At 69.2% G+C, this 21,526-nt stretch carries 20 protein-coding genes; 11 read left to right on the top strand and 9 right to left on the bottom strand.

From position 1 onward, the window contains the following. Positions 1-67: 67 nt before the first annotated feature. From IG194_RS00350 to nahK, 5 genes are all read left to right on the top strand, one after another. On the top strand, positions 68-292 hold the full coding sequence (locus tag IG194_RS00350; protein ID WP_009622991.1) for a hypothetical protein: 225 nt from the start codon (positions 68-70) through the stop codon (positions 290-292). Positions 293-362: 70 nt separating this feature from the next. Then, positions 363-2,627, top strand: a complete 2,265-nt coding sequence (pqqF, locus tag IG194_RS00345; protein WP_058490090.1) for a pyrroloquinoline quinone biosynthesis protein PqqF — start codon at positions 363-365, stop codon at positions 2,625-2,627. A gap of 290 nt (positions 2,628-2,917) precedes the next feature. Next, positions 2,918-4,114, top strand: coding sequence for a porin (locus IG194_RS00340; RefSeq protein WP_043316469.1), 1,197 nt, complete (start codon positions 2,918-2,920; stop codon positions 4,112-4,114). A gap of 633 nt (positions 4,115-4,747) precedes the next feature. Continuing rightward, positions 4,748-5,908, top strand: coding sequence for a nitric oxide-sensing protein NosP (gene nosP, locus IG194_RS00335; RefSeq protein ID WP_043316467.1), 1,161 nt, complete (start codon positions 4,748-4,750; stop codon positions 5,906-5,908). Further along, positions 5,841-8,468 carry a hybrid sensor histidine kinase/response regulator NahK/ErcS' gene (nahK, locus tag IG194_RS00330; RefSeq protein ID WP_082996206.1) on the top strand — a complete coding sequence of 876 codons (2,628 nt, stop codon included), beginning with the start codon at positions 5,841-5,843 and terminating at the stop codon, positions 8,466-8,468. Before nosP ends, nahK begins: the two co-directional genes overlap by 68 nt. 432 nt (positions 8,469-8,900) lie before the next feature. Here the strand turns inward: nahK and IG194_RS00325 are convergent, their stop codons facing one another. The 7 genes from IG194_RS00325 to IG194_RS00295 all read right to left on the bottom strand — a co-directional run bounded on the left by IG194_RS00325 (position 8,901) and on the right by IG194_RS00295 (position 14,897). Further along, positions 8,901-9,761 carry a DMT family transporter gene (locus IG194_RS00325; RefSeq protein ID WP_058490088.1) on the bottom strand — a complete coding sequence of 287 codons (861 nt, stop codon included), beginning with the start codon at positions 9,759-9,761 and terminating at the stop codon, positions 8,901-8,903. A 9-nt stretch (positions 9,762-9,770) separates the two neighbouring features. Then, positions 9,771-10,436: a response regulator AgmR gene (gene agmR / locus IG194_RS00320; protein ID WP_058070436.1), complete on the bottom strand. Its 666-nt coding sequence runs from the start codon at positions 10,434-10,436 to the stop codon at positions 9,771-9,773. 55 nt (positions 10,437-10,491) lie between these two features. Continuing rightward, the gene (locus IG194_RS00315) at positions 10,492-11,028 is read right to left on the bottom strand and encodes a PQQ-dependent catabolism-associated CXXCW motif protein (RefSeq protein ID WP_058490087.1); all 537 of its coding nucleotides are present in this window, start codon (positions 11,026-11,028) and stop codon (positions 10,492-10,494) included. A 104-nt stretch (positions 11,029-11,132) separates the two neighbouring features. Continuing rightward, positions 11,133-11,951, bottom strand: a complete 819-nt coding sequence (locus IG194_RS00310) for an ABC transporter permease (protein ID WP_058490086.1) — start codon at positions 11,949-11,951, stop codon at positions 11,133-11,135. After that, entirely contained in the window at positions 11,948-12,679 is a 732-nt protein-coding gene (locus tag IG194_RS00305; RefSeq protein ID WP_058490085.1) for an ABC transporter ATP-binding protein, read from the bottom strand. The genes IG194_RS00310 and IG194_RS00305 overlap by 4 nt, the downstream gene beginning before the upstream one ends. Beyond that, positions 12,676-13,647, bottom strand: a complete 972-nt coding sequence (locus tag IG194_RS00300) for a YVTN family beta-propeller repeat protein (protein WP_058491013.1) — start codon at positions 13,645-13,647, stop codon at positions 12,676-12,678. The genes IG194_RS00305 and IG194_RS00300 overlap by 4 nt, the downstream gene beginning before the upstream one ends. A 44-nt stretch (positions 13,648-13,691) precedes the next feature. Continuing rightward, entirely contained in the window at positions 13,692-14,897 is a 1,206-nt protein-coding gene (locus IG194_RS00295; protein ID WP_058490084.1) for an ABC transporter substrate-binding protein, read from the bottom strand. Positions 14,898-15,055: 158 nt separating this feature from the next. Between IG194_RS00295 and IG194_RS00290 the strand changes: the two genes are divergently transcribed. The 5 genes from IG194_RS00290 to IG194_RS00270 all read left to right on the top strand — a co-directional run bounded on the left by IG194_RS00290 (position 15,056) and on the right by IG194_RS00270 (position 17,978). Next, positions 15,056-15,196, top strand: a complete 141-nt coding sequence (locus IG194_RS00290) for a hypothetical protein (protein WP_009622964.1) — start codon at positions 15,056-15,058, stop codon at positions 15,194-15,196. A gap of 9 nt (positions 15,197-15,205) precedes the next feature. Continuing rightward, a complete protein-coding gene (locus tag IG194_RS00285) occupies positions 15,206-16,456 on the top strand; it encodes a sensor histidine kinase (protein ID WP_058490083.1) in 1,251 nt (416 codons plus the stop codon). A 14-nt stretch (positions 16,457-16,470) separates the two neighbouring features. Continuing rightward, positions 16,471-17,127 carry a response regulator transcription factor gene (locus tag IG194_RS00280; RefSeq protein ID WP_009622960.1) on the top strand — a complete coding sequence of 219 codons (657 nt, stop codon included), beginning with the start codon at positions 16,471-16,473 and terminating at the stop codon, positions 17,125-17,127. 268 nt (positions 17,128-17,395) lie between these two features. Next, complete coding sequence (locus IG194_RS00275) at positions 17,396-17,674, top strand: type II toxin-antitoxin system RelE/ParE family toxin (RefSeq protein WP_024128692.1); 279 nt, start codon at positions 17,396-17,398, stop codon at positions 17,672-17,674. Positions 17,675-17,690: 16 nt separating this feature from the next. After that, positions 17,691-17,978 carry a HigA family addiction module antitoxin gene (locus IG194_RS00270; protein ID WP_058490082.1) on the top strand — a complete coding sequence of 96 codons (288 nt, stop codon included), beginning with the start codon at positions 17,691-17,693 and terminating at the stop codon, positions 17,976-17,978. A gap of 171 nt (positions 17,979-18,149) precedes the next feature. Here IG194_RS00270 and IG194_RS00265 read toward each other — a convergent pair whose 3' ends face one another. Then, on the bottom strand, positions 18,150-19,079 hold the full coding sequence (locus IG194_RS00265) for a carbon-nitrogen hydrolase family protein (protein WP_058490081.1): 930 nt from the start codon (positions 19,077-19,079) through the stop codon (positions 18,150-18,152). A gap of 29 nt (positions 19,080-19,108) precedes the next feature. Continuing rightward, positions 19,109-20,410, bottom strand: a complete 1,302-nt coding sequence (locus tag IG194_RS00260) for an MFS transporter (protein ID WP_225617253.1) — start codon at positions 20,408-20,410, stop codon at positions 19,109-19,111. A 101-nt stretch (positions 20,411-20,511) separates the two neighbouring features. On the opposite strand from IG194_RS00260, the gene IG194_RS00255 reads away from it, so the two are divergent. Further along, the gene (locus IG194_RS00255) at positions 20,512-21,438 is read left to right on the top strand and encodes a LysR family transcriptional regulator (RefSeq protein WP_043315527.1); all 927 of its coding nucleotides are present in this window, start codon (positions 20,512-20,514) and stop codon (positions 21,436-21,438) included. The last annotated feature ends 88 nt before the right edge of the window (positions 21,439-21,526 follow it).

Raw genomic sequence — 21,526 nt, 5'->3', positions numbered from 1 at the left:
CGGCATACCTGGGTATGACGGCCGGCTCGTCTATGCTGGAGTTTTCGATTGCCAGCGAGGGTGCGTCATGGGCCTGAACGAAGCGAGCCAGCGGCTGCGGCGCGAATTATTGAACATGGCCTTCCGCCATGAGGGGCTGGCGACCGACCTGGGGCGGGCCGCCGAGCAGCTGCCGGCGTCCCAGGCGGTGCACCTGGTGCGCATGGCGGCGTTCCTGCAGGGCGATGCCGAACGGCTGATCGCCATGGCCGAGCAGGTGCGCACGGGCGTCATCAGCGCCAGCGACCCCTGACCCCTCCAAAGCACTATTCCCTTCCTCCGGCGTGCGGGTAAGGTGGCGGCAGAACACCGCTGGATTGCCCATGAACCGCAACGCCGCGCCCCCGCAGGCCCGCCAGGTCGTCCTGGCCAACGGCCTGGAGCTGACCCTGGTGCACGATCCGCAGGCCACCCGCGCCGCCGCCCTGGCGCGGGTGGCGGCCGGCAGCCATGACGAGCCGCAGGCGCACCCCGGGCTCGCGCATTTCCTCGAACACCTGCTGTTCCTCGGCGGCGCGCGCTTCGCCGCCGGCGAGCGGCTGATGCCCTGGGTGCAGGCGCGGGGCGGGCGGCTGAACGCCAGCACCCGGGCGCGCACTACCGACTACTTCTTCGAAGTGCCCGCCGCGGAGCTGGACGGCGGGCTGGCGCGCCTGCTCGACATGCTGGCCCGACCGCGGCTGGAAGTTGCCGCGCAGCTCGGCGAACGCGAGGTGCTGGAGGCGGAATACATCGCCCGCGCCAGCGATGCCGGCACGCTGATAGACGCGGCCCTGGCCGCCGGGGTGGCCGAGGGGCATCCGCTGCGCCGCTTCGTGGCTGGCCGGCGCGCCAGCCTGGCGGTGGAGGCGGCGGATTTCCAGGGCGCGCTGCGGGACTTCCATGGCGGTTTCTACCGGCCCGGCAATGTGCAGCTGTGGCTGCAGGGGCCGCAGTCCCTCGACGAGTTGCAGGCCCTGGCCGCCCGGCACTGCGGGGACTGGCCGGCCGGCCCGGTGCCGACCCGCGACCTGCCGCCGGCCCTGGCGCCGCTGGCCGGCGACAGGCTGCACTTGCGCCTGCCCGGTGCGCCGCGCCTGGTGCTGGGCTTCGCCGTGGCCGAACTGGATGCCGCCGCCGAACAGACCTTCGACGCCCTGGCCGGCCTGCTGGGCGACGAGGCGGAGGGTGGATTGCTGGCCTGGCTGGGCGAGCGCGGGCTGTGCGATGCGGCGAGCTTGCGGGTGGCCTACCGCGCGCCGGGGCAGGCGCTGCTGGCGGCGACCTTCGAACTGGCGCAGGCGCGGGATGCCGTGCGGGTCGAGGCGGCCTTCCTCGATTGGCTGCGGGCGTTGCGCGAAGGTGGCGGCGATGCCTTGGTGACGGACGAAGCATGGCAATTGCCTCCCCTGGAGCAACTGCAGCGGCGTGCCAGGGGCCTGCCGGCGCCGGTCTCGCCGCAATGGCTGGCGGCGCTGGACGCATCATGCCTGGTCCGCCTGCTGGTGGCGGCGGATGCGCCGGGCCAGCCCGCCTGCGTAGCTGGCTTCGACCTGCACCTGGGGCGCAGCCCGGTCGAGCCCGTGGCCTTTGCCCCACAGCCCTGGCGTTTTGCGGCGCCGCCAGCGGCTAGCAGCGCAGCAATGGGCGCGATCCATTTGCGTTGGCGCTTCCCGAGCGCGCCAGCCCATAGCCACTTCCTCGCCTTGCGCCACGGCCTGCGTCCCCTGGCCGGGCTGGCGCGGCGCCATGGCGTGAGCCTGCGCCTGGACGAGGAGGGCGCCGACTGGTCCCTGGGCCTGCAAGGCCCGGCCGACCGCCTGGAAAGCTGCCTGGACGGCGCCTTGGCGCTGCTGGCCGAGCCCCCCGCGGCAGTGCTGGCCCAGGGGGAGCGCCTGCTGTTGCGCGAGCGGCAGCAGAAGGCCGCCGAACTGCCGATCCGCCGCCTGCTCGACGCCTTGCCGGTCCAGTTGGCGGGGGAGGGTACGGCTTTGCCGGACTGGTCCTCGGCGCGCTGGGATGTGCTGGTGCGTAACGCCGAGCCGCCGCTGGCGAGCCAGGTGCCCGGCCGGTTGGCGACGGAACCGCTGTTGCCGCCGGCACTGGTTCCGGGCCGCCATCGCTGCGACATGGCGGGTGAGGGCGAATCGGCGCTGCTGCTGTTCTACCCGCTGCCAGGGCGGGATGCGCCGCAGGAGGCCGCCTGGCGGCTGCTGGCGCGTGAGCTGGAAGGCGGCTTCTACCAGCGCCTGCGCGTCGAGCTGAACCTGGGCTATGCATTGTTCTGCGGCTTCCGCCAGGTCGCCTGCTGGCGCGGGCTGCTGTTCGCCGTGCAGTCGCCGCACGCGCAGCCGGACGCGCTGTTCGGCCACCTGCGCACCTTCCTGGAAGACGCCGCCATCTCCCTGGGCGAACTGTCCGAGGCCCGTCTGCACGACCTCGCCCATAGCCTGGCGAACGAGCCGGCCGGCGAGAACGCAGCCTGGCGCGACCAGCTCGCCGGCGTGGCCGAGGCCGCCCGCCGCATCACTCGCACCGATCTCCAGGCCGCCCATGCCGCATTGCTGGACGAGCAGGGCGGCTGCTGGCTGCTGACCAACCGCGCCTGATCTCTTTTCTACACCTTCTTCCGCTACTGCCCGGGCGTACCGCCCCGGGCACGTGCGCCTGCGACTTTGGTCCTGCGCCGCAAGGCCCGCTGCCAAGGTGCCGCTACCCCCGCGACCAAGGCGCCGGGCCTTGTGGTGGCCTGGTGCCATGGCCTTGCGCAGCGATCCGGCAAGCCCCACGCAAGCAGCGCCGAAGCGCGCCCAAAGCAGCGTATGGCGCCGCGCGGGGCGTTTCGATAATCGCCTCCGCCACGACCCCGAACGGTCATCCATCCCCTGCGGAGCGCGTCATGAACAAGAACAACACCGCCATTCGCCGTTTCCTGCCCCTGGCCCTGGCCTCGCTGGGCAGCCTGGGCTGCCTGCCGGCCGTCGCCGACATCAAGCTGTACGACAAGGACGACACCACCTTCTCCACCGACGGCTACTTCAACGCCTTCTACGTCAACAGCGACGTGGACCGCGAGGGCGACACCTACGACCGCCGCCAGTCGCGGGTGAAGATGGGCTTTTTGCCCAACTACATCGGCTTCAACTTCGGCAAGAAGATCGACGGCCTGACCCTCACCGGGCGTTCCTCGTTCTGGGTGACCATCAACGACAGCGAGCAGGACGGCACCGACACCGCCATCGACGTGCGGCAGTTCTACGGCAACGTGGCCGGCGACTGGGGCGAGGTGCTGATCGGCAAGGACTTCGGCCTGTTCTCGCGCTCGAACATCTTCCTCGACGAACTGCTGGCCGGCTTCGGCAACGCCAGCGACACCCTCGGCCTGGTGGACGGCAAGGGCGTGTCCTTCGGCAACATCGGCACCGGCTACCCGTACCCGTTCCCCACCTCGCAGATCACCTACCGCAACAACAACCTGGTGGACGGCCTGCGCGTGGCGGTGGGCATCATGGACCCGATCGACACCAACCAGATCGACAAGGACGCCAGCGATGGCCTGGACGACAAGGCCTACCAGGACAACCCGCGCTACGAGAGCGAGATCAGCTACCAGTTCGACCTGGGCGGCGCGCAGATCTACAGCTGGGTCAACGGCGCCTACCAGACCTCGAAGAACACCAACGACCAGGTCGACGACGTCACCTCCAAGGGCCTGGGCTACGGCATCCAGGCCAAGTTCGGTGGCGTGTCGCTGACCGGCTCGGGCTTCACCGCCAAGGGCATCAACCCCTTCTTCACCAACAACGCCGGCGAAGCCGCGCTGCGCGAGGTGGACAGCCGCGGCATGCTGCTGCAGGGCTCCTACACCTGGGGCAAGAACCGCCTGGCGCTGTCCTACGGCAAGACCGAGGACGACGGCAACGGCCTGGGCAGCGCGGCGGACTACTCCACCCGCGGCATCGCCTACTTCCGCACCATCAACGACAACCTCAAGCTGGTGGCCGAGTACAACCAGTACGAGATCGACGGCCGCAAGGGCTCGCTGGTGAGCGAAGACACCGACACCTTCGCGGTTGGCGCGGTATTGAACTGGTAATCCTCAGGGCTCCTTTGGCAGTAATTGGGCGGGGCGGCGGTGGCGTCGGTCCGCCGTTTTTTTTGTGGGGGGATGGTGTTCTGTCGGGAGGGTCTTTGAAGAGCGCCCTCTCCCCAGCCCTCTCCCTGAAGGGAGAGGGGGCTAGTCCGTGCCGAGAGGAGGAGTGGTTTCAGCCGGTAACTTTCGGTTTTGCCGGCTAACGCCGAAACATCAGCACACACCGAACGGTCCCCTCTCCCTTCAGGGAGAGGGTTAGGGAGAGGGTTGCGGACACCAACCCCGCTCCGCAACTGAACCTGACTCCGCTGTTCGCTATACCGCGAATCGCGCGCAGGGCGCGCTCCTACAAAGGACATGGGCAGCAACTGTCTTGCCGACTGCGCCGAGGTGCTTTTCGTAGGATGGGTTGAGCTTGCGATACCCATCGGACCCTGGTGATGGGTATCGCTTCGCTCAACCCATCCTACGGGCGTTTCCCTTGCATCCGGAGCGGATCTTGCCCGCGAAATGCGCCGGAACCTCCAGCCCGCCCCTACACCTTTCGGAGGTCCCCGCCAGCACCCAAGTAGCATGGGGCCGCGCCGGGCGCCTTCGTAGAATGCCCCCGTGGTCAACCGGCGTTGAGGCAGGCGTATGCAGGAAGGGCAGGGGGAAGGCGTGGTCAGGGGCATGTCCAGCGCCCGCGATGCGGAGGCGGTGGCCCAGGATCTGGCGCGCCAGTTGATCCATCCGCACCTGGGCTTCGTGCTGTTCTTCTGCTCCGCCGAGTACGACCTGCCGGCCCTGGCCGCCGCCCTGGAGCAGTACTTCGGCGGCATCGAGCTGGTCGGCTGCACCACTGCCGGCGAGATCACCCCCCAGGGCTACGGCCGCGGCTGCGTCAGCGCGGTGGGTTTCGACGTGCGCAGCTTCGCCGTGGCCAGCGCGCTGATCGACGAGATGGAGCGCTTCAGCCTGATCGACGCGCAGCAACTGGTGGAGGCCCTGGTGGCCGACTGCCGCAGCAGCGAGCTGGCGCCGATCAAGGACCACAGCTTCGCCCTGACCCTGCTCGACGGCCTGTCCAGCCGCGAAGAAGTGGTGCTGGCGGCGCTCAGCGCGGCGCTTGGCGCCATCCCGCACTTCGGCGGCTCGGCCGGCGACGACAACCACCTCACCCACACCCACGTCTACTACCAGGGCCAGTTCCACACCGGCGCGGCGGTGGTGCTGCTGTTCAACACCTGGCTCGACTTCGAGGTGTTCACCACCCACCACGTGGTGCCGCGCGGCGAGAAGCTGGTGGTGACCCGCGCCGACAGCGCCAGCCGCCGGGTGCTGGAGCTCAACGCCGAGCCCGCCGCCCTGGAATACGCCCGGCTGGTCGGCGTGGAGCCCCACGAACTGAGCTTCGAGCTGTTCTCCCGCCACCCGCTGGCGGTGCGCATCAAGGACCAGTACTACGTGCGCTCCATCCAGCAGGTGCACGACGACTTCAGCCTGACCTTCTACTGCGCGGTGGAGAACGGCATCGTCCTCACCGCCATGAGCACCGGGCCGCTGCTGCCCAACCTGCAGGCGCAGTTCGCGCGCCTACACGAACGCCTCGGCCCGCCGCTGCTGACCATCGGCTGCGACTGCTTCCTGCGCCGCCTGGAGCTGGAAGTGGCGGGCGACAGCGCAGCCACCGCCGCTTTTCTCCGCCACCAGCAGGTGATCGGCTTCAACACCTACGGAGAGCAATTCAATGGCATGCACATCAACCAGACCTTCACCGGCGTCGCCATTGGCCGTCCCCGTGGCGGCGCCGGCTGAGCTGCTGGCGCGCATCGACGAACTCGAGCGCGACAAGCTCAAGCTGCAGCGCATCAACACCGCGCTGATCGAGCGCATCGAATCCAGCGCCTCGCGCGGCGACGGCGCCTACGGGGCCTTCCAGCACTCGGTGGTGCTGGCCGAGCAGGTGCGCGAGCGCACCGACGCCCTGAGCCAGGCCATGGCCGAGCTGAAGTCTAGCAACCAACTGCTCAGCGACGCCCGCCTGCGCGCCGAGACCGCCCACCAGCACCTGCTGGACGCCATCGAAAGCATCTCCGACGCCTTCGTGCTGTTCGACCCGCAGCAGCGCATCGTGCTGTTCAACGAACGTTTCCGCGCGCTCTGGGCGCCCACCCGCGCGCGCCTGGGCGCCGGCACCCGGCTGGCCGAGGTGCGCCGCCTGGCGCAGAGCAGCGGGCTGATAGTCGAAGAACAGCGCAGCAACGACGACGAACACACCCTCTACCGCCTGCGCGACGACCGCTGGGTGCGCATGAGCGAGCGGCCGACCCGCGACGGCGGGCAGGTGGTGCTCTACACCGACATCACCGAGATCAAGCTCAGCGAGACCGCGCGCCGCGAGCAGGCGGTGGCGCAGAAGTCGCACCTGCTGCAGCGCGCCGTGGACAACCTGTCCCAGGGCGTGGCCATGGTCGGCGCCGAGGGCGCGCTGGAGCTGTGGAACCGGCGCTTCCTGGAGCTCTGCGGGCTGGCGCCGATCGGCGCGCACCGGCCCTTCGCCGACGTCATGGGCGAGAGCGGCCTGCCGCTGCTCACCCCGCGCAGCCGCGGCGACGACGGTGCGCCCCTGGCGGCCCTGGAGCAGCGCCTGTTCGACGGCCGCATGCTGGAGATCCGCACCCACGCGCTGCCCACCGGCGGCTTCGTCAACACCTTCACCGACATCACCGAGCGCTACCGCCACGCCGAGGCGCTGCGCGAGAGCGAGCGCTGGATTCGCCTGATCACCGACCAGGTGCCGGCGCTGATCGCCTACCTCAACGCCGACCTGGTCTACGAGTTCACCAACAAGGTCTACGAGCAGTGGTACCGCTGGCCCAGCGGCGCGATGCTCGGGCGCAACCTGCGCGAGGTGCACGGCGCCGAGCACTGCCGGCGCCTGGAGCCGTACTTCGAGCGGGCGCTGTCGGGCGAGAGCGTGACCTTCGAGATCGCCGAGACCAACCTGGCCGGGCAGGAGCGCTACATGCAGCGCTCCTACGTGCCCAACCGCCAGGCCGACGGCCAGGTCGCCGGGCTGTTCGTGCTGATCCGCGACATCACCGAGCGCCGGCGCACCGCCGAGGCGCTGCACCAGGCCTACCAGAACCTGGAGCAGCGGGTGCGCGAACGCACCGCCGAGCTGACCAGCCTGAACGACCAGCTCAAGCGCGAGATCGACGAGCGCAGCCAGGTGCAGGCGCGCCTGCGCGAGGCCAAGCGCGAGGCCGAGCAGGCCAACCTGTCGAAGACCAAGTTCCTCGCCGCGGTCAGCCACGACCTGCTGCAGCCGCTGAACGCCGCGCGGCTGTTCACCAGCGCCCTGCAGGAGCGCGGCGAGGGCGACGGCCTGGTGCGCAACATCAGCCACTCGCTGGAAGACGTGGAGAACCTGCTGGGCACCCTGGTGGACATCTCCAAGCTCGACGCCGGGGTGATCAAGCCGGACATCGCGCCCTTCGAGGTGGGCGAGCTGCTCGGCAACCTCGCCGCCGAATACCGCCAGATCGCCGCCAGCGAAGGCCTGCGCCTGGACTACGTGGCCTGCGGCGCCCAGGTGCGCAGCGACCTGCAGCTGCTCGCCCGCATCCTGCGCAACCTGCTGTCCAACGCCATCCGCTACACGCCCGCCGGTCGCGTGCTGCTGGGCTGCCGGCGGCGCCGGCAGAGCCTGTGGATCGAGGTCTGGGACACCGGCATGGGCATCCCGGCGGACAAGCTCGGCGAGATTTTCCAGGAGTTCAAGCGCGGCGACACCCAGCGCTCCCACCAGGACCGCGGCCTGGGCCTGGGGCTGGCGATCGTCGAGAAGATCGCGCGCATGCTCGGCCACCGCATCCAGGTCGGCTCGGTGCCCGGCAAGGGCTCGCGCTTCGCCGTCGAGGTTCCGCTGGCGCGCGGGGCGGTGCGCGCGCGCCCGGAACCGGCGCAGCAGGCCGAACACCTGGTGGAACGCCTGCGCGGCTCGCGGGTGTGGGTGCTGGACAACGACGCGGCCATCTGCGCCGGCATGCGCACCCTGCTGGAAGCCTGGGGCTGCCGGGTGGTCACCGCGCTATCGGAAGAAGACCTGGCGCGCCAGGTGGACAACTTCCACGCTGAAGCCGACCTGCTGATAGCCGACTACCACCTGGACGACGGCTGCAACGGGGTGGACGCCGTGGCTTCGATAAACGCCCGCCGCGGCGCGCCGCTGCCGGCGTTGATGATCACCGCCAACTACAGCAACGAGCTCAAGCAGCAGGTGCGGGAGTTGGGGCATACGCTGATGCACAAGCCGGTTAGGCCGATGAAGCTGAAGACGGCGTTGTGTCACCTGATGGATCGCGCTGGTTGAAGCTGGCGCCGTACCTGTAGGAGCGGGCCCTGCCCGCGATTTTCGCGCGCAGGGCGCGCTCCTACATGGGGGATGGGGGCGGAGTAGGGCGGATAACCGTTCGCGGTTATCCGCCGTTGGTTGGGGTCGTGGCAGTGAAGGTTCGACTTTGGCGCAGGGTTTGGGTCCGCAACCCTCTCCCCAGCCCTCGGCTGCGCGCCCCGCCCTGAAGGGAGAGGGGCTATCCGTGCCGCCGGTGGTTTTCGTGCCATCCAACACCGGCGTAGCCAGCGAGCGCCGAAATCACACTTCACGCCGAACGGTCCCCTCTCCCTTCAGGGAGAGGGTTAGGGTGAGGGAGCGGAGGTTGGCCCAGCAGAGGAGTCACCGGCAAACAGGTTCGCGAGCAAGAACTAGGCGTCCCCCTCGCTCCTACGAAAAGCCAGCCAGTGCTCAAGCTCGCTGAGCAGCCGGCACACGCACCTTGGCCCGCAGTATCAGCGCAATCCCCCCCAGCACCGCGCAAGACACCAGCACCAACCGCAAGCTGATGTGCTCCCCCAACACCAACGCCCCGGACAACGCCGCCAACACCGGCACACTCAACTGCACCGACGCCGCCTGGATCGCCGACAACCCCGGCAATGCCGCGTACCAGATGGCATAGCCAATCCCCGAAGCCAGCGCCCCGGACAGCACCGCGTAGACCACTCCCGGCACATCCCCCCGCAACTGGCCATGGAACACCACGGCCAGCACAGCAGCAAAGGCAATACCACGAACGAAGTTGCCCGTAGTCACCGCCAATGGATCGCCCGCATTACGCCCCAGCAGCGAATACAGCCCCCAGGCCACGCCGGACAGCAGCATCAGCAGCGCCCCGGTCAGCGGCGGGGCGCCGGCGCCGGGCAGCAGTTGCACCAGCAGCCCGCCCAGGGCCAGGGCGAAGCCCAGCAGGGCCTGGCCGGCCAGGCGTTCGCCGCGCAGCAGGCCGACCACCAGCATGGTCACCTGCACCGCGCCGAACAGCAGCAGCGCGCCGGTGCCGGCGTCCAGCTGCACGTAGGCGTAGGAGAAGGCCGCGGCGTAGACGAACAGCGCCGCCGCCGCGCGCCAGTTGCCCTTGGCCTGGCTGGCCCGGCCGCGCAGGCGCAGCAGCAGGCCGAGCATCAGCGCGCCGGAGAGGATGCGGATGCCGGTGAAGCTCACCGCGTCCAGCTGGGTGGCCTTCAGGGCCAGGCGGCAGAGCAGGGAGTTGCCGGCGAAGGCGAGCATCGCCAGCGCCGTGAGCAGCAGGGTGCGCGAGGCGGGCATGGCGGCTCCCTAGCGGCGCAGGTAGGCGGCGAAGTCGATGTCGCCGGCGCTGAGGATGGCCTGCACGCGGTTGTGCACCTTGAGCTTGCGCAGGATCGCCGAGACGTGGGCCTTCACCGTGGTCTCGGCGATCTCCAGGTTGTAGGCGATCTGCTTGTTCGACTCGCCCTTGGTCATGCGTTCCAGCACCAGCAGTTGCTTGCGCGTCAGCGCCTGCAGCAGCTCCGGCGGGATGCCGTGCTCCTCGTGGCCGCTGCGCCGCGGCGAGGCCTTCTGCGTGCGGATGATGTCCGAGGGCAGGTAGACGTTGCCGTTGAGGATCTGCTCGATGGCCTCGGTCATCTGCGCCCGCGGCGAGGACTTGGTGATGAAGCCCACCGCGCCGTAGGTGATGGCCTGCAGCACCACCTGCTTGTCCTGCTCGGCCGAGACGATCACCACCGGGATGGTCGGCGCCTCGTTGCGCAGGTTCATCAGGCCGCTCAGGCCGTGCATGCCGGGCATGTTCAGGTCGAGCAGGATCAGGTCCAGGTCGTCGTGCTCCTGGGTCAGGCCCAGGGCGCTGTCGAGGTCGGCGGTCTCCATCACCTCGCTGCCGGGGAAGCCGTCGGCGATGACGTTGTGGATGGCCTCGCGGAACAGCGGGTGATCGTCGGCGATCAGGATCTTGTACATGGCCTACACCTCGTTGTTGTCGTTATGGGCGGCGGCTAGCCGTTGCCGGGTGTACTCAGGGGAAAGGGTGCGGCTGGGCGTCCTGCAGGGGCAGGCCGGCCTGTTCCCAGGCGTCTACTCCGTCACGGTACCAGTAGAGCCTGGAATAGCCCAGCGCATGGGCGCGGCGGACCGCGTTCCAGCTGGCCCAGCAGTCCGAGCGGCAGTAGAACACCAGCGGGCGCGTCGGGTCGCCCTCGCTCAGCTGCCGCAGGTTCTCGCGGAAGTAGGCCTGCCAGGGCGCGCTCAGCACGCCGTCGCCGGTGTTGGCCAGCCACAGGCTGCCGGGCAGGTTGCGGTGTGGTTCGTTGGCCACGAACCGGCCGTTGAGCCAGGTGCGCCGGTACACGTCCACCAGGCGCGTGTGCGGCTCGCGCTTGAGCAGCGCCTGCAGGGCGGCGGTGTCCAGAGTGGTGGCGTGGTCGGCGCTGGCCGGGGTCGGGCTGCGGTACTGGCTGGTGCGGTAGCCGTCGCTGGAGAACAGCGCTTCGTCCGCATGGGCCAGCGGCAGGCCCAGCAGCGCGCAGAGCAGGGCAGGGGCTAGGCGGAGCATGGTGGCATCTCGATATTTATTCTTCTGCCCGCCATTACATGCCAGGGGCGCTGCTTTGGAAATTCGACGTCCGGAGGGTTGATCCAGTACCAAAGTAGGAGATTTCAGCCCTTGCGCAGCGCCGCGTGCTGCGGGTTGAAGGTGAGCAGCGCAAGGCCGGCGAACAGCAGCGTCAGCCCCAGGCACACCGCCAGCGCCAGCGGGTCGAAGCGCTGGTACAGGGCGAAGCGCACCAGCTCCACGGCGTGGCTGAAGGGGTTGAGCGCGCACAGCCAGTACAGCCCCACGCTGGCCTCGCGCATCTTCCACAGCGGGTACAGCGCCGAGGACAGGAAGAACAGCGGGAAGATCACGAAGTTCATCACCCCGGCGAAGTTCTCCAACTGGCGGATGGCGTTGGACAGCAGCAGGCCCAGGGCGCTGAGCAGCAACGCCGCCAGCAGCAGCGCCGGCAGCGCCGCGAGCAGGCCCCAGGCCGGCGGCTGCACGCCGTAGAGCCAGGCGATGGCGAGGAAGGCGTATACCTGCAGCAGCGACACCAGCGCCGTGGCCAGCAGCTTGCCGGCCAGCAGGAAGGCGCGCGGCAGCGGGCTGGTGAGCAGCACGCGCATGCTGCCCATCTCGCGGTCGTAGACCATCGACAGCGAGCCCTGCATGCCGTTGAACAGCAAGATCATGCAGCACAGCCCGGGGACTATGTAGGTCTCGTAGGTCACGTAGGTGTCGTAGGGCTCGATGATCGAGATGCCCAGCGCGGCGCGGAAGCCGGCGGCGAACACCAGCAGCCACAGCAGCGGGCGCACCAGGGCGCTGAGGAAGCGCGAGCGCTGCAGCACGAAGCGCAGCCACTCGCGCACCACGATGCCGCGCAGGCACTGCCAGTAGGCGGCGGGGCCGAAACCGAGGGTGTCGTAGGTGTTCATGCGCAGGCTTCCAGGCGGGTGAGGCGGGCGAAGGCGCGGGGCAGGTCGCCACCGTCGGCGGCGCTGACCTGGGCCGCTTCGCCCTGGGCCACCAGGCGGCCGCGGTCGAGCACCAGCAACTGGTCGTCGCCGCGCACCTCGTCCAGCAAATGGGTGGTCCACAGCACCGCCAGGCCCTCGTCGCGGCACAGCTGGCGCACGTGTTCGTTCAGCCCCTGGCGCGCCGCCGGGTCCAGCCCCACGCTGGCCTCGTCGAGCAGCAGCAGGCGCGGGCGGTGCAGCAGCGCGCGGGCGATCTCCACGCGGCGGCGGTGGCCGCCGTTCAAGGTGCGCACCTTGTCGCGGCGGCGTTCCTGCAACTGCTGGCGGGCCAGCTCCTGCTCGATGCGGTCGGCCGCCAGGGCCCGCGGCAGGCCGTGCAGGGCGGCGTGGTAGCGCAGGTTCTGCTCCACGCTCAGGTCCAGGTCCAGGGTGCTCTGCTGGAACACCACGCCCAGCTGGCGCAGGGCCAGGCGCGGCTGGCGGGCCAGGCTGCAGCCGCATACCTCGATCTCGCCCTGTTGCAGGTCGTACAGGCGCGTGAGCAGGGCGATCAAGGTCGACTTGCCGGCGCCGTTGGGCCCCAGCAGGGCGGTGAAGCGCCCCTCCGGCAGGGTGAAGTCGATGCCGTCCAGCGCCTTGCGCGCGCCGTAGGCGAAGCCCACGCCCGCCACCCGCAGGGCGTTCATGGCGTCACCACCACGCCCCAGGGGTAGCGCCCGACCTTGATCGAGCGGGTCACCTTGAGGTCCTTCACGTCGATCACCGACACGTCGCCGCTGACGCCGTTGGTGGCCAGCAGCAGGCTCTCGTCCGGGTTGAACGCCAGGTGCCAGACGCGGCGGCCCACCAGCAGATAGTCGAGCACCTCGAAGGTCTTCGCATCCACCACCGCAATGTGGTTGGCCGGGCCCAGGGCGACGAAGGCGTACTTGCCGTCGCTGGTCAGCTTCACGCCCACCGGCTGGATCTTGTCCGGGTGCACGCCCTTGATGGCGAAGCGCAGGCTCTTGAGGATCTTGCGGCTGGCCACGTCCACCACGCTGACGCTGCCGCCGATCTCCGCCGACACCCAGACCTGGCTGCCGTCCTTGTTGAACTCCGCGTGGCGTGGGCGCTGGTCCACCAGGGTGCTGTCCACCAGCTTCTGCGTGGCGGTGTCGATCCAGTGCAGCATGTTGGTGGTCTCGCTGGTATTCACCGCCCACTTGCCGTCGGGGCTCACCGCCATGCCCTCGGGCTCCACGCCCACGTCGATCTGGCCGAGCACCTGGGCGGTCTGGGTATCGACCACCGTCACCAGCGCGTCGTCCTCGTTGGAGACGTACAGCCAGCGGTCGTTGGGGTGCAGGGCGAACTGCTCGGGGTCGGCGCCGGAGGGCAGCTGCCTGACGATCCTGCCGCTGGCCAGGTCCATTACCTGCACGGTGTCGGAGTCGCTGGCGCAGATGTACAGCAGCTTGTTGTCGTGGGACAGCGCCAGGCCGCGTGGGCGCTTGCCGGTGTCCAGGGTGCCGGTGACGGTCATGCTGTCCAGGTCGATGACGCTGATGTTGTTGTCCTTCTCGTTGGACACGTAGGCCTTGGCGGCGAAGGCCGGCGGCGCCAGGCACAGGGCGGCGGCCAGCAGGGAAGGGGCCAGGGTGGCCTGGAGCATGGCAGGTCGGAAAATGGCGGCGCGGAACATGGCGTATCTCCAGGTCAGGGCTTGGCGTCGGCGAGGCGGCAACGGCTTTCCGGGGCATCCAGGCCGAGGCTGTCGAGTTCGCTTGCGGGGTGCAGGAAGCCTTCCTGCGGCGAGGTGCTGACCAGCGCGCGCGGCTGCACCAGCGGGATGGGCTGGCGCAGCTGGCCGTCCCAGGGGCGGTAGCTGAGCTTGTAGCCCTTGAAGCCGTCCAGCGGCAGGTCCGGCGACAGCGCCAGGGCGCGGATGGCTTGCGGCTCGGCATTGCGCAGGCGCGTCACGGCGCTGGCCACGCTGCGCACGGCGACCCAGGCGGCGAAGTCGCGGTCGTTCATCCAGCGCTTGGCCTGGGCCTCGAAGCGCTTCTGCAACTGCGCGGCGCCGAAGGTTTCCACGGTCTTGTGCCAGCCGGTGGCGACCAGGCCCTGGGTGCCGGCCACCGGGCGCGGCAGCCAGGTGTTGTAGGGCACGTACTCGCCGAAGTCGCCGTGCTCGTCGGCCACCAGCACCACGTCGTAGTCGTCGCCGGCCTGGGTGAACAGCGGCATGTCGGCCTGGGCGCTGCGGCGCTGGTCGTTGGCGAAGGTGAAGGCCTTCTCCTCGACTATCTTCGCCCCGAAGCGCCTGGCCGAGCGGCGCAGGGCGGCGGCGTAGGCCTTGTCCCCGGGGCGCTGGCCGATGATCAACAGCCAGTGCGTCCACTTGCGCAGCACCAGGAACTGGGTGAGGGCGTCGGTCAGCATCAGCCGGCTGGGCAGGGTGTGCAGCACGTTGGCCGGGCACTGCTCGGCGCGCAGCTCGTCGTCGGCGGCGCCGGCGTTGAACAGCAGGCTGTCCGGCAGCGCGGCGGCCAGCTGGCGCAGGCTCTCGGCCGGGGCGTTGACCACGAACAGGCGCAGGCCGTCGTCGTGCAGCTTGCGCGCCTCGGCCAGCAGCTGCTGGGCGTCGGCGCTGGTGGCGCTGACCAGGCTGTAGCGCTGCTTGAGGAAGCGCCCGGTGGTGTTGCTGTCGTCGATGGCCAGCTCGGCGCCGCGCAGGCCGGCGTCGCCGGGCTCGGGGATGATGTTCGACAGCAGCGGGCCGGGGTCGGGCGTGTAGCCGAGGTAGGCGATGCGCACCTGCAGCTCGGCCGGGGCATCCTCGGCACGCGCGTTCAGGCAAAGCAGGGCAGCGCAGGCGACCGCCAGCAGGTAGGCCACGCCGTGCAGGGCGAACTGGCGCATGGGCGACTCCATTGTTGTTGTGTCGCCAGCATAGGAACGCGCCAGGGCCGGGGAAATATGCAGAAAGTACCGCCGGGGCAGTACCAAGGTAGTAGATCGCCGCCGGCGGCCGCGCCCTAGCATGGCCCTACAACAACAAAGACAACGGGAGCCGAGCCATGCGTATCGCCGTCACCCTGGTACTGCCCATCCTGCTGATCCTCAGCCTGCTGGGCTTCGATTTCATGTACAGCCTGCACACCCGCCCCGGCGTGCCCAGCGCCTGCGTCGCCGGCCAGCCCTGCCGCGTGGGGCCCTAGGGCGCGGCCATGTCGGCGCTGTGGCGGATCAACCTGCTGGTCGGGCTGTTCTTCGCCCTGGTCGCCGCGCTGTGCGTGGCCGTGCTGCTGCACCAGGGCGACGAGGACGTGCGCCGCGAACTGGACGCCGCCCGCGCCGTGGTGGAATACCTGCGCGAGGCGGCGCTGCGCGACCCGGCCAGCCTCGACCAGAGCCTCACCGGCGGCCTGCGCCACGTGCGCGTGCACTGGCTCGACCAGCCGCCGCCGGCGCCGCGCGGCTGGCTCGACGAATGGCTGGCGGCGCGCCTGTACCCGGACGTCTACCACGCCGCGCCGCTGCAACTGGCCGATGGCCGCCGCGTGCAGCTGAGCGTGGACCCGCGCGACGAAATCGACGAAGTCCGCGACTCCCTGGTGCAGCTGCTGGCGCTGTTCGGCGTGGCCCTGGCGGTCAGCCTGCTGGCGATCCGCTGGGCGGTGCGCGGCGGGCTGCGGGTGGTGGAACAGTTGCAGGCCGCGTTCGGCGAGATCGTCCAGGGCCGCCTGCAGGTGCGCCTGCCCGGCCATTCGCTGCCCGAAGCGCAGCGCCTGGCCGGACGCTTCAACGGCATGGCCGAGGCCCTGGAGCGCGCCTGCCAGGAAAACGCCGAACTGACCCGCTCGCTGCTCGCCGTACAGGAGCGCGAGCGCCAGGAACTGGCCCAGGCCCTGCACGACGACATCGGCCAATACCTGGCCGGCATCCGCGCGCAGCTCTTCCTGCTGCACAGCCTGCACGACCAACCCGCCGCGCAACCCACCCTGGAGCGCATGGACCAGCACTGCCGCGGCCTGAACGACAGCTTCCGCGCGCTGATCCGCGACCTCTACCCGGTGGTGCTGGAGCACCTGGCGCTGGACGAAGCGGTGCGCGCCTACGTCGAGGACTGGCAGGCCAGCCAGGGCATCGCCTGCACCCTGCGCCTGCCCGACAGCCTGCCGCCTCTGGGCGACGCGGCCAAGGCGCACCTGTACCGCCTGCTGCAAGAGGCGCTGACCAACGTCGCCCGCCACGCCGGCGCCACCCGCGTGTGGGTGCGCCTGCAAACCCGCGGCGGCCACCTGTACCTGGCCGTGCGCGACGACGGCCGCGGCAGCGACGGCCCGCCGCGCGCCGGCATCGGCCTGCGCTCCATGCGCGAGCGCGCCCGCTGCCTGGGCGGCGAACTGCAACTGCGCAGCCAGCCCGGCCTGGGCCTGGCGCTGCGCCTGCGGGTGCCGCTGCCAGTGGCGGCATGAGAGGAGAGAAAGCGATGAAAATCCTGCTGGTGGACGACCATTTCGTGGTGCGCGAAGGCATAGCCGCCCTGCTGCGCGGCCTGCTGCCGGAAGCGGACGTGGTGGAGGCGGGCGACGGCGAGGAAGCGTTGCAGGCGGTGCAGCGCGAGATTCCCGCGCTGGTCATCCTCGACATCGGCCTGCCCGGCATCAGCGGCCTGGAAGTCACCCGCCGCCTGCGCCAGCGCCTGCCGCAGTTGCGCGTGCTGTTCTTCAGCATGCACGACGAACTGCCCCTGGTGCGCCAGGCCCTGGACGCCGGCGCCGCCGGCTACGTGACCAAGGGCGCGGCCCCGGCGGTGCTGCTCGAAGCGGTGCGCCGCGTGCTGGCCGGCCAACTCTACATCGAACAACCCCTGGCCACCCGCCTGGCCTGCCAGCCCAGGGGCCTGGAAGCGGGCGACCCGCGCCTGCACGGCCTGACCCGCCGCGAATTCGAAATCTTCGTCATGCTCGCCCGCGGCCTGCCGGCAAGGCAGGTGGCCGAACACCTGTGCGTGAGCGCCAAGACGGTGTCCAACCATGTGACGCTGCTGAAGCAGAAGCTGCAGGTGAGTTCCCACGCGGAGCTGGTGCACCTGGCCATCGACAGCGGGGTGCTGCGTGTGAGCGGCGAGGCGCTGGCGGGGTAGGGATTGGGCTTTTCTGCGATTCGCGCGCAGGGCGCGCTCCTACAGGGGAATGGTGTGGGTGGGGCGGCGTAGGAGCGGATCCTATCCGCGATCCGCACCGATACGTCCGGCTATCGCGGACAAGGTCCGCTCCTACACCTTCCGGCAAATATGACACTTCGTAGGATGGGTTGAGCGAAGCGATACCCATCTTTTCCCCACGCATAACCTGCTTGGGTTTTCTATCTACCTGTTGATTGGTGTGATGTATTGCATCACACTTTGCCGCATGATCGTCAGCTTCCAGCACAAGGGCCTGGCTCTGTTCTTCAGAACTGGCTCCACCCGAGGAATCCGTGCCGACCACGCCAAACGCCTGGCGCGTATGTTGCCGTTCCTCGATCGAGCGGCCGCTCCGGACGACCTCAACCTGCCGGGCTGGCGTCTGCATCCCTTGAAGGGAGAACTGGACGGTTTCTGGTCACTCACGGTCAGCGGCAACTGGCGGGTGATCTTCCGTTTCATCGGCAACGACGTGGAACTTGTCGACTATCTTGATTACCACTGAACAGGAGGGGGTGCCCATGGTCATGTTCAATCCACCACATCCTGGCGAAACCCTGCGCGAAGACGTGCTGCCGGCGCTCGATATCAGCGTCACCAAACTGGCCCGCCGCCTGGGCTTCGCACGCGAAACCCTGTCGCGGGTGCTGCACGGCCGCGCGCCCATCAGCCCGGACCTGGCCGTGCGCCTGGAGCTGGCCGGCATCGGCACGGCGCGCACCTGGCTCGGCGTGCAGGCCGACTACGACATCTGGCAGGCCAGGCACCGCGAACAACCGCATATCGAGCGCTTCGCCGATATCGCCTGAAAACTGAAAAGCCCCGCGAATGTGGGGCTTTTCCCATTCCGAAGCATCGGGGAGCTGCTTCGTAGGATGGCGTGGAGCGCAGCGATACCCATCGCCCCCTTGCGCACCACCTCCCCTGTAGGAGCGGACTTCGTCCGCGATCCGCGGCCACGCCCCCTGCAACGGTCGCCCTCAAGGCTCGAAAGTCACCGGCCGCAGCGGTGCGGTATTCACCTTCAGCTCGAACACATCCGGCCGCGCGTAGTGGCCGCAGGCGTCGAAATCGAGGTTGCCCTTGCTCAGCTGGGCCATGTCGAGGTCGGCGTAGAGTTCGGTCTCGCAGTCGAACACCGGGCCGGCCAGCACTTCGCCCTGCGGGCTGACGATCATGCTGCCGCCGCGCATCACGTACTCGTCCTCCTGGAAGTCCAGGCCGAACGCCTCGCGGTGCTGCTGCGGGTACTCGCCCAAGCGGATCGCCTGGCAGGCCGAGAGCACGAACACCCGGCCTTCCAGGGCGATATGCACCATCGAGCTGGCCCAGGACGGGCGGTCATCCGCGGTGGGCGCGCAATACAGCTGCACGCCCTGGGCGTACATGGCCTGGCGCAGCGCCGGCATGTAGTTCTCCCAGCAGATCACGCTGCCCAGCACGCCGAACTCGGTGTCCACCGGCTCGATGGTGGAGCCGTCGCCGAAGCCCCAGATCAGCCGTTCCTGCCCGGTGGGCATCAGCTTGCGGTGGTAGCCAGCGATGCCGCGCCCCGGCGCCAGGGTCACGGCGGTGCAGTACAGGGTGCGGCCGAAGCGCTCGATGATGCCCACCACCACGGTCACCCCGGTCTGCTCCACGCACTCGGCGAGCACCGTCAGTTCCGGGCCGTCCAGCGCCACGGCGCCCTCGACGTAGCGCTGGTACAGCTCGCGCCCCGCGGCGCTGCGGTTGCCCACCACGCTGCCGAAGGCCACCCCCTTGGGGTAGCCGCCGATGAAGGCTTCGGGGAACACCGCCAGCTTCGCGCCCTGTTCCGCCACGCGGCGGAGGATGCCGCAGGCCTTCTCGACGCTGGCCATCGGCTCGTAGGGAACGGAGGCGGCCTGGATGATTGCTACACGGGTCATTGGGGGCTCCTGACTGTCTGTTGAAAGGCTTAGAAACGGCTGATGTCGTTGTCGCGGGTTTCCGGCAGGGTCTTCCACAGCACCACCAGACACACCAGGGAGACCGCCGCCAGATAGGCCGCGGGCAGGTTCGCGTCGCCGGTCTGGCGAATCAGCGCGGCGGCGATGAAGGGCCCGGGCCCGGCGAGGATCGCCAGCGCCAGGTTGTGGCCCAGGGCCGCGCCGGTGGAGCGGATCGAGGCCGGGAAGACTTCCACCAGCAGCACCACGTCCATCACCGCGGTGATCGCCACCAGCACGCCCATCACGATCAGCCCGGCGAGAATCGCCAGTGGGTTGCCGCTGTTGAGCAGCAGGAAGATCGGATAGGCCAGCAGCGTGAGCGCGGCGGCAGCGCCCAGCAGCAGCTTGCGCCGGCCGATGCGGTCGCTGAGTTGGCCGATCAGCGGGTTGACGATCACATAGACCACCAGCGCCGCGCTGCACAGCCACAGCGCGCTGCTGCGCGGCAGGCCGACGGTGGAGACCAGATGGTTGTTGGCGTAGGTGATGAAGTAGTAGAGCGAGACGCCGAACAGCGCGGAGAAGGCGAAGGTGGTGACGAAGGCGCGGCGGCGCACGGCGCGGCTCGGGGCTTGCGCCTTGTGCGAGTCGCGCTGGCGGACCATCTCCTCGTATACCGGAGTGTCGCCCAGCTTGCGGCGGATGAACACGGCGATGCCGGTCATCACGATGGACGCCACGAACGGCAGACGCCAGCCCCAGGCCGCCAACTGCTGGTCGTCCAGCGCCGAGGCGATGCTCGCGGCGGTGAAGGTGCCGAACAGGAAGGCCAACCCCGCCGTGCCGGTGATCACGCTGGCCGCGGTGGCGCGGCGGTTGGACGGGGCGCTCTCGACGATGTAGATGCCGGCGCTGGACCACTCGCCACCGACCATCATGCCCTGGATGAAACGCATGGCGATGAGCAGGATGGGCGCGGCGATGCCGATCGCCTCGTAGGAGGGCAGCAGGCCGATGATGGTGGTGCATACGCCCATGCCGAACACCGTGATGATCAGCACCGCGCGGCGGCCGAAGCGGTCGCCGATGGGCCCGAGGATCAACGCGCCGAAAGGCCTGGAGAGGAAGCCGACGGCGAACACCGCCAGCGATGAGAGTAGCGACACGCCCGGCGCGCTGGAGGGGAAGAACAGCATGCCGATCACCGCGGCGAAGTAGCCGTAGATGGCGAAGTCGAACCATTCCATGAAATTGCCGATGCCGACCGCGATGGCCCGCTTGCGGATATCCGACTGTCCGCCCCTGGTCCGGATGCCGCCTGCACCCATGCTTTGCTCAATCGCGTCCACAGAATTCTCCAGCGCTTGTTATGTTGTTGTGGACGCCAGACTAGGAATCTCCTCGGGCACGGGGCAAACGATTAGCAAATATGAGCCGGATTAACGTACGTAATATCTCGCGGATCGACCTCAACCTTCTGCTCACCTTCCACTGCCTGATGACCGAGCGCAGCGCCACCCGCGCCTCGGCGATGCTGCACGTGACCCAGGGCGCGGTGAGCGCGGCGCTGCGCCGGCTGCGCGAGCATTTCGGCGACGAACTGTTCATCCGCACCGCCTCCGGTATGCAGCCCACGCGCAAGGCCATGGAGCTGGCGCCGAAGATCGCCGAGGCACTGACCTCCATCTCCGGCGTGCTGGGCGTCGAGCCGGAGTTCTCCCCGCGCGATTCCAGCTACCTGTTCAACATCGGCCTGTCCGACGACATCGAGTCCTACCTCGCCCCGCGTATCGTCAGCGCGGCGGCGGAGCAGGGCCTGGGCGTGACTTTCGCCTTCCACCAGAGCAACAGCTCGCTGTGGAAGCAGTCGCTGCAGGATCCGGACATGGACCTGGTGATCTGCAGCGAGCCGAAGGACTTCAACACCAGCTATTCGTCCCAGGTGCTGTTCTCCTCCTCGTACTCCTGCCTGTTCCGTCCGCGCGCCGGCGCGGCGGACGCACCCATCGGCCTGGAGGAATACTTCGCCGCCGACCACGTGCGCATCTCCTACGACGGCCGCCGCGGCTTCATCGACGACATGTTCGAGTCCGCCGGCTACGCCCGCCGCGTCATCGCCTCCTTCACCCACTTCAGCGGCGCCTTGACCACGCTGGTGAGCAGCGAGGCCATCGCCACGCTCCCGACCTTCGCCGCCGAGAGCTACGCGGCCATGACCCAGCTGCGCGCGAGCCCGGCGCCGCTGCCGGTGCCGTCCTTCCGCTGCTTCATGGTCTGGGACATCGCCAAGCACAGCAAACCCCACCACGAATGGCTGCGCCAGTTCATCGGCGAACTGGCGCAGAAGCTCGGCTAGCCGCAAGGGCCATCCATTCGGCATCAACCCGTAGGCGCGGATCTCATCCGCGAACCGTGCCGGGACGTCCGGCTATCGCGGACAAGGT

The organism is Pseudomonas sp. ADPe (assembly GCF_014843515.1).
Classification (GTDB): domain Bacteria; phylum Pseudomonadota; class Gammaproteobacteria; order Pseudomonadales; family Pseudomonadaceae; genus Pseudomonas; species Pseudomonas citronellolis.
The sequence above is the reverse complement of the archived record's forward strand: the minus strand, read 5'-3'. Positions and strand labels throughout refer to the sequence as shown.

Bases quoted from the DNA above. Each gene is read 5' to 3' on its own strand.
- IG194_RS00275 (WP_024128692.1), top strand. From the start codon at position 17,396: ATGATCGTCAGCTTCCAGCACAAGGGCCTGGCTCTGTTCTTCAGAACT.
- nosP (WP_043316467.1), top strand. From the start codon at position 4,748: ATGCAGGAAGGGCAGGGGGAAGGCGTGGTCAGGGGCATGTCCAGCGCC.
- IG194_RS00265 (WP_058490081.1), bottom strand. From the start codon at position 19,079: ATGACCCGTGTAGCAATCATCCAGGCCGCCTCCGTTCCCTACGAGCCG.
- IG194_RS00285 (WP_058490083.1), top strand. From the start codon at position 15,206: ATGTCGGCGCTGTGGCGGATCAACCTGCTGGTCGGGCTGTTCTTCGCC.
- nahK (WP_082996206.1), top strand. From the start codon at position 5,841: ATGGCATGCACATCAACCAGACCTTCACCGGCGTCGCCATTGGCCGTC.
- IG194_RS00340 (WP_043316469.1), top strand. From the start codon at position 2,918: ATGAACAAGAACAACACCGCCATTCGCCGTTTCCTGCCCCTGGCCCTG.
- IG194_RS00315 (WP_058490087.1), bottom strand. From the start codon at position 11,028: ATGCTCCGCCTAGCCCCTGCCCTGCTCTGCGCGCTGCTGGGCCTGCCG.
- pqqF (WP_058490090.1), top strand. From the start codon at position 363: ATGAACCGCAACGCCGCGCCCCCGCAGGCCCGCCAGGTCGTCCTGGCC.
- IG194_RS00300 (WP_058491013.1), bottom strand. From the start codon at position 13,647: ATGCTCCAGGCCACCCTGGCCCCTTCCCTGCTGGCCGCCGCCCTGTGC.
- IG194_RS00270 (WP_058490082.1), top strand. From the start codon at position 17,691: ATGGTCATGTTCAATCCACCACATCCTGGCGAAACCCTGCGCGAAGAC.
- IG194_RS00325 (WP_058490088.1), bottom strand. From the start codon at position 9,761: ATGCCCGCCTCGCGCACCCTGCTGCTCACGGCGCTGGCGATGCTCGCC.
- IG194_RS00305 (WP_058490085.1), bottom strand. From the start codon at position 12,679: ATGAACGCCCTGCGGGTGGCGGGCGTGGGCTTCGCCTACGGCGCGCGC.
- IG194_RS00350 (WP_009622991.1), top strand. From the start codon at position 68: ATGGGCCTGAACGAAGCGAGCCAGCGGCTGCGGCGCGAATTATTGAAC.
- IG194_RS00310 (WP_058490086.1), bottom strand. From the start codon at position 11,951: ATGAACACCTACGACACCCTCGGTTTCGGCCCCGCCGCCTACTGGCAG.
- IG194_RS00290 (WP_009622964.1), top strand. From the start codon at position 15,056: ATGCGTATCGCCGTCACCCTGGTACTGCCCATCCTGCTGATCCTCAGC.
- IG194_RS00255 (WP_043315527.1), top strand. From the start codon at position 20,512: ATGAGCCGGATTAACGTACGTAATATCTCGCGGATCGACCTCAACCTT.
- IG194_RS00295 (WP_058490084.1), bottom strand. From the start codon at position 14,897: ATGCGCCAGTTCGCCCTGCACGGCGTGGCCTACCTGCTGGCGGTCGCC.
- IG194_RS00280 (WP_009622960.1), top strand. From the start codon at position 16,471: ATGAAAATCCTGCTGGTGGACGACCATTTCGTGGTGCGCGAAGGCATA.
- agmR (WP_058070436.1), bottom strand. From the start codon at position 10,436: ATGTACAAGATCCTGATCGCCGACGATCACCCGCTGTTCCGCGAGGCC.
- IG194_RS00260 (WP_225617253.1), bottom strand. From the start codon at position 20,410: ATGGGTGCAGGCGGCATCCGGACCAGGGGCGGACAGTCGGATATCCGC.